This window comes from Bradyrhizobium viridifuturi (assembly GCF_001238275.1).
GTDB lineage: Bacteria > Pseudomonadota > Alphaproteobacteria > Rhizobiales > Xanthobacteraceae > Bradyrhizobium > Bradyrhizobium viridifuturi.
In genome coordinates this window covers 52,741-60,987 of the sequence record NZ_LGTB01000052.1, presented here as the reverse complement: position 1 = coordinate 60,987, position 8,247 = coordinate 52,741, and the positions used below count along the sequence as shown (strand labels likewise).

Genomic DNA, 8,247 nt, shown 5'->3' with positions numbered 1-8,247 from the left:
CCGCCCCGCCGCGACAGTCGTCCCCGGCTCGGCCGCCGCAACGCCGCCGCCCGGCCAGGCCCAATACGCCCCGCCGACGGTTGCACCTGCATTCCGCGCCGCGCCTGCGGTCGCAGCGCCGCTGCCGCCGCCGCCGCGGCATGACAACATCACGCCGCTCGCCATCGGCGCCGCGGTCGGTGCGGGCGTGGTGGCCGGCGCCATCATCGGCGGCAGCATCGCCGACCTCCGCGGCCAGCGGCAGGAAGTGGTCGAAGGCGGCCGCACCATCTACACCGAGCCGGACCGCGTCATCATCCGCGACCCGAGCGGCCAGGCCTATGTGCGCGGCGACGACGTCTATCGTTTCCGCTATGGCGCGCGCGACATCCGCACTGAGACGATCGGCGGCGAAACCCGCACCATCGTGGTCCGTCCCGACGGCAGCGAGATCATCACGGTGGTCGGTGCCGACGGCCAGATGCTGCGCCGGATCCGCAGGGATCCCGGCGGGCGCGAGCTCGTCATCATCGACAACAGCTATCGCGATCCGCGGGCGGTCGGCGGCTTCTATGTCGACGTACCGCCGCCGGTGGTCAACATTCCCTACAATCGCTACATCGTCGACGCCCAGGACGCGTCGCCCGACGTGATCTACGAGACCATGGAGGCACCGCCGGTGCAGCGGATCGATCGACGCTACTCGCTCGAAGAGATCCGCTACAGCCCCAATGTCCGCATGCAGATGCCGAGCATCGACCTCAACACGATCAACTTCGACTCCGGATCGTGGACCATTCCGCCGGATCAGGCGGCGAGGCTGCAGGTGATCGCCGACGGCCTCAACCGGGCCATCCAGCGCAATCCGCGCGAGGTGTTCCTGATCGAAGGCCATACCGATGCGACCGGCAACGACACCGACAATCTGTCGCTGTCGGATCGCCGCGCGCAGTCCGCGGCCGAGTTGCTGACCCAGCAGTTCGGCGTGCCGGCCGAAAACCTCACCTCGCAGGGTTACGGCTCTCAATACCTGAAGGAGCAGACCGACGGTCCGAGCCGCATCAACCGGCGCGTCACCGTCCGCCGCATCACCCCGCTGCTCAACGGCGGCACCGCATCCGCCGCACCGCCGCGCTGAGCCGACGCGACATCACACGACGAAATGGCCGGGAGCGATCCCGGCCATTTTGTTTTTTGGCGAGAGGGAACTGGCAGCCGTGTAAGAGCTGCGCGACCTCCTCCGCAAGCGGGAGAGGTGCAGCAAACACCGATCACCGCGCCATCTGCTGCGGATCGTAGAAGAAGCGCTCCTCGACCAGCTCCTCGCCGCGCCAGGTCTGCCAGGCGACCTCCTCCATGCTGCGGACCTTGCCGTCCTTGCCGGTGAATTCGAACCGCCAGCAGATCGCCGAATGGTCGCCGTCGAGCAGCAGCGGCCCGAGCCGCGTGGTCTTGACGCCGGAGACCGCGGCCAGCACCGCCGCCTCGCGCGCCGCCAGCGCCTCGCGGCCGACGCGCCATTCGCCGTCATTCTCCTGGGTACGGGCATCGGCCGTGTAGAAGTTCCTGATCGCGCCGACATGGTCGTTAGCTTCGACCGTGTCAGCGAAGGCTTGCAGCGTCTTGAGTGAGGGCATCGGGCAATCTCCATTTACCGACTGTTAGTCGGTATTTATCGACTGATAGTCGGTAAGTCAACTGGCGCTGCCACGGAACCTGGGTTAGAGATGGATGATGGCAACCCAGGCCGAGCGGCGCGAGAAAACCAGAGCCTCGATCGTCAAGGCGGCGCGGCGCATCTTCGGCGAGCGCGGCTTTGCGGCGGCGACGATGGACGACATCGCCAGCGGCGCGCGGGTCGCAAAAGGCGCGGTCTATCATCACTTCGCGACCAAGGAGGCGGTGTTCGAAGCGGTGTTCGAGCAGGTGTCGATCGACCTCGTCGCCGATCTCGACCGCATCTCGCGCGCCGAAAACGATCCGCTCGCGGCGATGGCGGCAGGCACGCAAGGTTATTTCGCGGCGTGCTCGAAGGGCCCGATCGGACAGATCATCCTGCGCGATGGCCCCGCCGTGCTCGGCTGGGAGCGCTGGCGCGAGATCGACGCAAAACATTTCGGCGGCAAGTTTCCGCGCGCGCTGGCGGCTGCGATGGATGCCGGCGTGATCGCGCGGCAGCCGATCGAGCCGTTGGCGCGGCTGTTGCTGGGTGCGGTGACGGAGGCAGCGGTCGCGGTGTCCGCGGGGCCCGACATCGGCAAGACCGGAACAGACTACGCGCGTGCGTTCGGCTCGCTGCTCGATGCGCTGAGGGTGAAGTAACCGGCTCTCTCCGTCGTCCCTGCGAAAGCAGGACTCGTAATCACAGGATCGCGTTGCTGAAGCGAGCTGGGGCCCCAGCCTTGCGCAACAATTGACGGTCGTGGTTATGGGTCCCGGGTCGCGCTTCGCTTGCCCGGGACGACACCGAGTTTGTGGCGCGGTCGCGCCCAACTCAATCCTTGTCGTTCTCGAGCTGGAAGATCTGCGCGCCTTCGCCGCTCGAAATCAATCCAGTCTTGTTGTAGAGCCAAGCTTGGCGCGAGTGTCGGCGATGTCGAGGTTGCGCATCGTGAGCTGGCCGATACGGTGTTCCGGCGTGAAGGGGGCGTCCTCGACCTTCTCCATGCTGAGCCGCTCCGGCGCATAGGTCAGGTTCGGGCTCTCGGTGTTGAGAATTGAATAGTCGTTGCCGCGGCGCAGCTCGAGCGTCACCTCGCCGGTGACGGCGCGCGCCACCCAGCGCTGCGCGGTCTCGCGCAGCATCAAGGCCTGCGAATCGAACCAGCGGCCCTGATACAGCAGCCGGCCGAGCCGCATGCCGCTGATGCGGTACTGCTCAATCGTATCCTCGTTGTGGATGCCGGTGACCAGGCGCTCATAGGCGACGTGCAGCAGCGCCATGCCGGGCGCCTCGTAGATGCCGCGGCTCTTGGCTTCGATGATGCGGTTCTCGATCTGATCGCTCATGCCGAGGCCATGGCGGCCACCGATCGCATTGGCTTCCAGGAACAGCGCGACCGGATCGGCAAACGTCTTGCCGTTCAGCGCGACCGGCTGGCCCTCCTCGAAGCGCACCACGACCTTCTCGGGCTTCACGTCGCAATCGGCACGCCAGAACGGCACGCCCATGATCGGGTTGACGATGGTGATGCCGCTCGACAGGCTTTCGAGATCCTTTGCCTCATGCGTCGCGCCGAGCAGATTGCTGTCGGTCGAATAGGCCTTCTCCGCGCTCATCTTGTAGGCGAAGCCCTGCGCGGTCATGAACGCCGACATCTCGGCGCGGCCGCCGAGTTCGTCGATGAACTGCTGGTCGAGCCAGGGCTTGTAGATCCGCAGGCTCGGGTTGGTCAGCAGGCCGTAGCGATAGAAGCGCTCGATGTCATTGCCCTTGAAGGTCGAGCCGTCGCCCCAGATGTTGACGCCGTCCTCCTGCATCGCCGCGACCAGCATCGTGCCGGTGACCGCACGGCCGAGCGGCGTGGTGTTGAAATAGGTGATGCCGCCGGTCGAGATATGGAACGCGCCGGACTGGATCGCGGCAATGCCTTCATGGACCAGCTGGGTGCGGCAATCGACCAGGCGGGCCTTCTCGGCGCCGAAATCCATCGCCTTGCGCGGGATCGCGTCGTAATCCGCCTCGTCGGGCTGGCCGAGATTGGCGGTATAAGCGAACACCTTGGCACCCTTCAGCTTCATCCAGAGCAGCGCCGCCGAGGTGTCGAGTCCGCCCGAGAACGCGATGCCGACTTTTTCGCCAGTAGGCAGGCTTTTCAGAATCGTACTCATGGGACGGTCCAATCGGTCGAAATGGATAAGGTTTCAGGGAGTCGCGATAACAAATTTCCGAAGGCGGGGCACGCCTTTAATCAGGCCTCGGGCTGGCTGGGCTCCGCCTTGCCGCCGCGGCGCCAGCGCTGCATCCAGCGGTAGCCCGGCATCGCGAGCCGCGTCAGCGCGGCATCGACCTGGGCGTCGGTCAACCGGGTCGCCGCCCAGCGGTAGATCAGCGCATAAAACAGCCAGACGGTGAAGAACGACACCAGGCCGGCGATCGCGACATCGGTGAAGAAATGACCGCCGAACGCCATTCGAAGCCCGCTGGTGACGATGCCGAACACGGTCGCCCCGGCAAAGGCGAGCGGCCGCCAGGCGGGCGGCGTCAGCGCCGCCGGCGCGTAGGTCCAGAACGCGGTGGCGCCCTCGCCGGAGAAGAACGAGCAGTTGCGCGGACAGCCACCGCGCGGGTCCCACCACGGCTTGAACGGCAAATCGCCGCCGAACTGCGTCACGAACACCGGCCGCGGCCGGCCCCAATAGTTCTTGAAGGTGAGGTTGGTGAGCACGCCGGCCGAGAGCAGCATCGTGGTGAGCAGGAACACCGCGGCGCGGCCGGACATCAGCATCGGCCGGTCCGGCCGGATGAATTTCCAGACGATGGTCACGATCGCCGGCAGCACCAGCGCCCAGGCGATCCACATCGCCGCATCGCGCGCGAACTGCGCCACGGTATCGAGCTTCACGGGGAAGGTGTTCTGCGCGGCATTGTAGAACAGCGCCGCCAGCTTGAGGTCGAGCTCGGGATAGATCCCGAACAGGATGCCGACGACGAGCGCCAGCGCCAGCGCAATGAAAAGTCCGGTCCGGTTCATGGCGCGCGGTTTAGCCGAGGCGGGAGGGCATGGGAAGCATCACGGCCGCGGCGATTGCGACGGCAATGGCGGGGGCGGCGGCAGGGGACGCGGCGGCTCGCGCCAGGCGCCGGCAGCGCGGCCGGCGATCAGCCAGTAGACCAGCCCGGCGACGATGCCGGCGCCGGTCATGATCTCCATGTGCCGGCGCACGATGCCGTGGAACTGCATCGTGTCAGGATCGAATGGGATCAGCCCGAGATAGCAGGCCGCGCCGACGATGGCACCGCCGACCGCATAGGCCAGCACGCCCCTGATGAAGAACGCCTCGGTGATCAGCACCACGATCAGCGCCGGCAGCAGCGCAAAGCCCGAGATGAAGATAAAGCCGAAGCCGAGCACGATATCGATGGCGCTCTGGTCGATCCGCCCACCGAAATCAGAGATCTCGGGATACAGCACCGCGCCGACCACGATGATCCCGGCCACGAAGCAAGCCATCAAGAAGCCGAACGCGACGACGAACAGGCGGCCGATCAAGGCCATGCTACAGGCTCCCCGTCATTGCGAGCGGAGCGAAGCAATCCATGACCCACCATTGCTGAGGAATGGATTGCTTCGTCGCTTCGCTCCTCGCAATGACGGCACTTCTCAATCCGTCATCGCCATCGCGCGCAGCGCCTGACGCTCGCGGGCGGAGAGCTTCTCGGTCTCCGACTTGAGCTGGCCGCAGGCGGCGAGGATGTCGCGGCCGCGCGGCGTGCGCACCGGCGAGGAATAGCCGGCGTTGAAGATGTATTCGGAGAACTTTTCGATCTGCTCCCAGTCCGAGCATTCGTAGGCGGTGCCCGGCCACGGGTTGAACGGGATCAGATTGATCTTGGCCGGAATGCCCTTGAGCAGCTTGACCAGCAGCTTGGCGTCATCGAGCGAATCGTTGACGCCCTTGAGCATCACATATTCGAAGGTGATGCGCCGCGCGTTCGAGGCGCCGGGATAATCGCGGCAGGCCTGCAACAGCTCCTTGATCGGATATTTGCGGTTCAGCGGCACCAGCTCGTTGCGCAGCTCGTCGCGCACGGCGTGCAGCGAGATCGCGAGCATCACGCCGATCTCCTCGCCGGTGCGCTGGATGTTCGGCACCACGCCCGAGGTCGACAGCGTGATGCGGCGGCGGGAGATGCCGATGCCCTCATTGTCGCCGACGATCAACAGCGCATCGCGCACCGCGTCGAAATTGTAGAGCGGCTCGCCCATCCCCATCATCACGATGTTGGTGACGCGGCGCGTGCCGTCCTCGCGGTCGGCCCAATCGTTCAGCCGGTCGCGCGCCACCATCACCTGGCCGACGATCTCGCCCGCGGTGAGGTTGCGCACCAGCCGCTGCGTGCCGGTGTGGCAGAACGCGCAGTTCAGCGTGCAGCCGACCTGCGAGGAGACGCACAGCGTGCCGCGATCGGTCTCGGGGATGTAGACGCACTCGACCTCGTGCGCCCGCTCGACCTTGTCGCCGCTCGGCAGCCGCAGCAGCCATTTGCGGGTGCCGTCATTGGAGATCTGCTCGGCGACCACTTCGGGACGGTCGACGGTAAAATGCTTCTCGAGCTCGGCGCGCATGTCCTTCGAGACGTTGGTCATCTCGGCAAAGCTCTTGGCGCCGCGGAAATACATCCAGTTCCAGAGCTGCTGGGTGCGCATCTTGCGCTGGCCGGCCTGCACGCCGATCTCGCCCAGGAGATCGGCGATCTCCGCGCGCGACAGCCCGATCAGCGACGGCTTGGCCGGCGGCACATAGGTTTCGAGCGGAACCTTCTCGACCAGCGCGCTGGCGCCGGGTACGGCCTTGGTGGTTGCAGTGTCGGTCATGAAACCTCAAATAGGCCTTCCAGCCCGCGCTGGAAAGCCACCAAATATCTCGATTTTGCGTCTCTGAGCGGACTTTGTCGGCCGGATCGCGCTCTAGCGCCGGCAGTCCTGCCCCAGCCGGTCGAGTGCCTGCGCCAGACCCTTCAGCGAGAAGCTGTCGATCGTCTCGGTACCCTTCGCCGAAACGGCTTTTACCGTCAGATCGGCCGATTTGCGCATGGCTTCCACCATCCGCTCCTCCTCGGCCGCATTCTTGATCCAGAGGCCGTCGCCCTGCGTGTACATCGCATAGGTCCCGCCGCCGACCTGCAACGTCGATTCAGAGCCCGGCTTCACGGTATAGCCGATCATGATCGAGACTTCGTTGACGACCTTCTCGGCCGGACGGGTGGAGATGAAAGCATAGGCCGGATCGCGCGGCCGGTTCGGCGGGCTGGTCTTCGACGACGACGGCTTGGCGAGCGCAAAGCACACCTTCTTGCCGTTGGGCGAGGCGGTATACGCGCCCCAGGTGCCGAATTGGCCGATCAGCGTGGGCTCCGCACCGCCGGCCGCAGCCGCGGCGGCCGAAGGCGCCGGCTTGGCCGCTTCCTTCTTGGGCGCAGCCTGCGTCGGTGCAAGGGAGATGATCCCGCACAGAACACAAGCCGCCAATGATGTCAGAATCTGCCGCACGGCCAACTGGTTCCCCCATCATTGTGACTGCAAGATGGCCCGGCGATTCCCCCTCCGCCGGCTCGGATGGATAACCGGGAAACGCTTTTTTGGGAAGGCAGTTACGCGCGGACGCGCGTCAGCCAAAAGCCGCATACGCGTTGCCCGCATCTCAGTGCTTGTTGTCGCTGATCAGGTCTTGATCAACGCATGATCAACCCTTGGCGCGCGCCGCGCGCTGGCTCTCCCATTGCGCGTCGGTCCATTGCAGCAGGTCCTCGGCACCGGAACTGCGTAAGTGCGAGCCGCCGTCCTGCACCACCATCTCGCCATTGATGTAGCCGGCCTGATCCGAGATCAGGAAGGTCGCGAGATTGGCGAGCTCGGAATGCTCGCCGGCGCGGCCGAGCGGATTGCGGTGCGCCCAGGTCTCGCCGCGCCCTTCGGGACGCAACTGTCCGGTCGCACCTGGCGTCGGAAACGCACCCGGCGCGATCGCTACGGTACGGATACCCTTCGGACCCCATTCGACGGCGAGGCTCTTGGTCATCGCCAGCACCGCGGTCTTGGCCATCGACGACGGCACCGTGAAGGCGCGGCCGGTGATGGTCGAGGTCGAGAGGATCGAGAGCACCACGCCCTTGTGCTTGCCGTCAATCCAGCGGCGGCCGGCAGCGAGCGTGCAGTACATCGTGCCATGCAGCGTCGGCGCGAGGATCGCGTCCGCGGCACGGAATGACAAATGTTCGCTCTGCGCAATAAAGGTTGCGGCAGCATTGTTGACGAGTACGTCGATCGGCGCGTCCTGCCAGACCTGATCCATCATCGCCTCGACCGCGGCGCCATCGCGAATATCGCAGCGCGCGATCGAGACCTTGGCGCCGAGCTCGCTGCGGAATTTTGCGGCGGTTTCCTCCAGCAGCCCCTCGCGCCGCCCGCAGATGATCAATTCGGCGCCGAGTTCGGCGAAGCGTCGGCCCATCGCCGCGCCAAGACCGGAGCCGCCGCCGGTGATCAGGATGCGCTTTTTCGCTAGCAGGCCTTTTTCAAACATAGTTTGATCCCTCCGCACTGT

At 65.6% G+C, this 8,247-nt stretch carries 8 protein-coding genes and 1 pseudogene; 2 read left to right on the top strand and 7 right to left on the bottom strand.

Features of this window, described 5'->3' with window-relative positions; genetic code table 11:
* On the top strand, nucleotides 1–1,117 hold a 1,117-nt coding region (locus tag ALC15_RS35560), incomplete at its 5' end, for an OmpA family protein (protein ID WP_244486397.1).
* A 133-nt stretch (nucleotides 1,118–1,250) separates the two neighbouring features.
* Here the strand turns inward: ALC15_RS35560 and ALC15_RS35555 are convergent.
* A complete protein-coding gene (locus tag ALC15_RS35555; protein ID WP_050631313.1) occupies nucleotides 1,251–1,616 on the bottom strand; it encodes a polyketide cyclase in 366 nt (121 codons plus the stop codon).
* A gap of 97 nt (nucleotides 1,617–1,713) precedes the next feature.
* Here ALC15_RS35555 and ALC15_RS35550 point away from each other — a divergent pair, with 97 nt between their 5' ends.
* Nucleotides 1,714–2,301, top strand: coding sequence for a TetR/AcrR family transcriptional regulator (locus tag ALC15_RS35550; RefSeq protein WP_050631312.1), 588 nt, complete (start codon nucleotides 1,714–1,716; stop codon nucleotides 2,299–2,301).
* Nucleotides 2,302–2,473: 172 nt separating this feature from the next.
* Here the strand turns inward: ALC15_RS35550 and argG are convergent.
* From argG to ALC15_RS35520, 6 genes and pseudogenes are all read right to left on the bottom strand, one after another.
* Nucleotides 2,474–3,810, bottom strand: a pseudogene (gene argG, locus ALC15_RS35545) (argininosuccinate synthase).
* A gap of 80 nt (nucleotides 3,811–3,890) precedes the next feature.
* Nucleotides 3,891–4,673, bottom strand: a complete 783-nt coding sequence (locus ALC15_RS35540) for a phosphatase PAP2 family protein (protein WP_050631311.1) — start codon at nucleotides 4,671–4,673, stop codon at nucleotides 3,891–3,893.
* Between the two features lie 39 nt (nucleotides 4,674–4,712).
* Nucleotides 4,713–5,198, bottom strand: coding sequence for a hypothetical protein (locus ALC15_RS35535; protein ID WP_050631310.1), 486 nt, complete (start codon nucleotides 5,196–5,198; stop codon nucleotides 4,713–4,715).
* Between the two features lie 105 nt (nucleotides 5,199–5,303).
* Nucleotides 5,304–6,518: a dual-specificity RNA methyltransferase RlmN gene (gene rlmN / locus ALC15_RS35530; protein WP_050631309.1), complete on the bottom strand. Its 1,215-nt coding sequence runs from the start codon at nucleotides 6,516–6,518 to the stop codon at nucleotides 5,304–5,306.
* A 93-nt stretch (nucleotides 6,519–6,611) separates the two neighbouring features.
* Nucleotides 6,612–7,172: an invasion associated locus B family protein gene (locus tag ALC15_RS35525; protein ID WP_430649221.1), complete on the bottom strand. Its 561-nt coding sequence runs from the start codon at nucleotides 7,170–7,172 to the stop codon at nucleotides 6,612–6,614.
* Between the two features lie 214 nt (nucleotides 7,173–7,386).
* Nucleotides 7,387–8,226 carry an SDR family oxidoreductase gene (locus tag ALC15_RS35520; RefSeq protein ID WP_050631307.1) on the bottom strand — a complete coding sequence of 280 codons (840 nt, stop codon included), beginning with the start codon at nucleotides 8,224–8,226 and terminating at the stop codon, nucleotides 7,387–7,389.
* Nucleotides 8,227–8,247 lie beyond the last annotated feature (21 nt).